The organism is Mesorhizobium sp. M2E.F.Ca.ET.209.01.1.1 (assembly GCF_004010375.2).
In the GTDB taxonomy this organism is placed as follows: Bacteria; Pseudomonadota; Alphaproteobacteria; order Rhizobiales; family Rhizobiaceae; genus Mesorhizobium.
The window spans coordinates 1-291 of the sequence record NZ_SADP02001157.1; the positions used below are offsets into that span (position 1 = coordinate 1).

The window sequence follows — 291 nt, forward strand, 5'->3', positions numbered from 1 at the left end:
GCTCCACAGCCGGTTCAAGCGATCCGTGTAGGAAGCAGGATCGAGCTTATTGTAGGTGTAGAGGTCGGTTGTTCCGTCCGGATAGATGATTTTTGTCAGCCGGTCGGCGGCATCATAGTCGTAGGTGGCGGTCCAACCTTCAGAATCGGTGTAGGTGCGAACGCGATCGAAGCCGTCATACGTGTAGGTTGCCGCGGTGGCGTTGTTCGCGTTCGTGATCGACGTCAGGTTTGCGGACGAGTCGTAGTGGTAGGTGGTCGTGTGGCCCAATGGGTCCACGGAAGAGGTTAC

Annotated in this window: 1 protein-coding gene; it reads right to left on the reverse strand. The window is 57.0% G+C overall.

Going from position 1 to position 291, the window contains the following annotated elements; all coding sequences use genetic code 11:
* Positions 1 to 279, reverse strand: a 279-nt coding sequence (locus tag EN852_RS39535) for an RHS repeat domain-containing protein (RefSeq protein ID WP_281407871.1), incomplete at its 3' end; no start/stop codon positions are given.
* Positions 280 to 291: the final 12 nt, after the last annotated feature.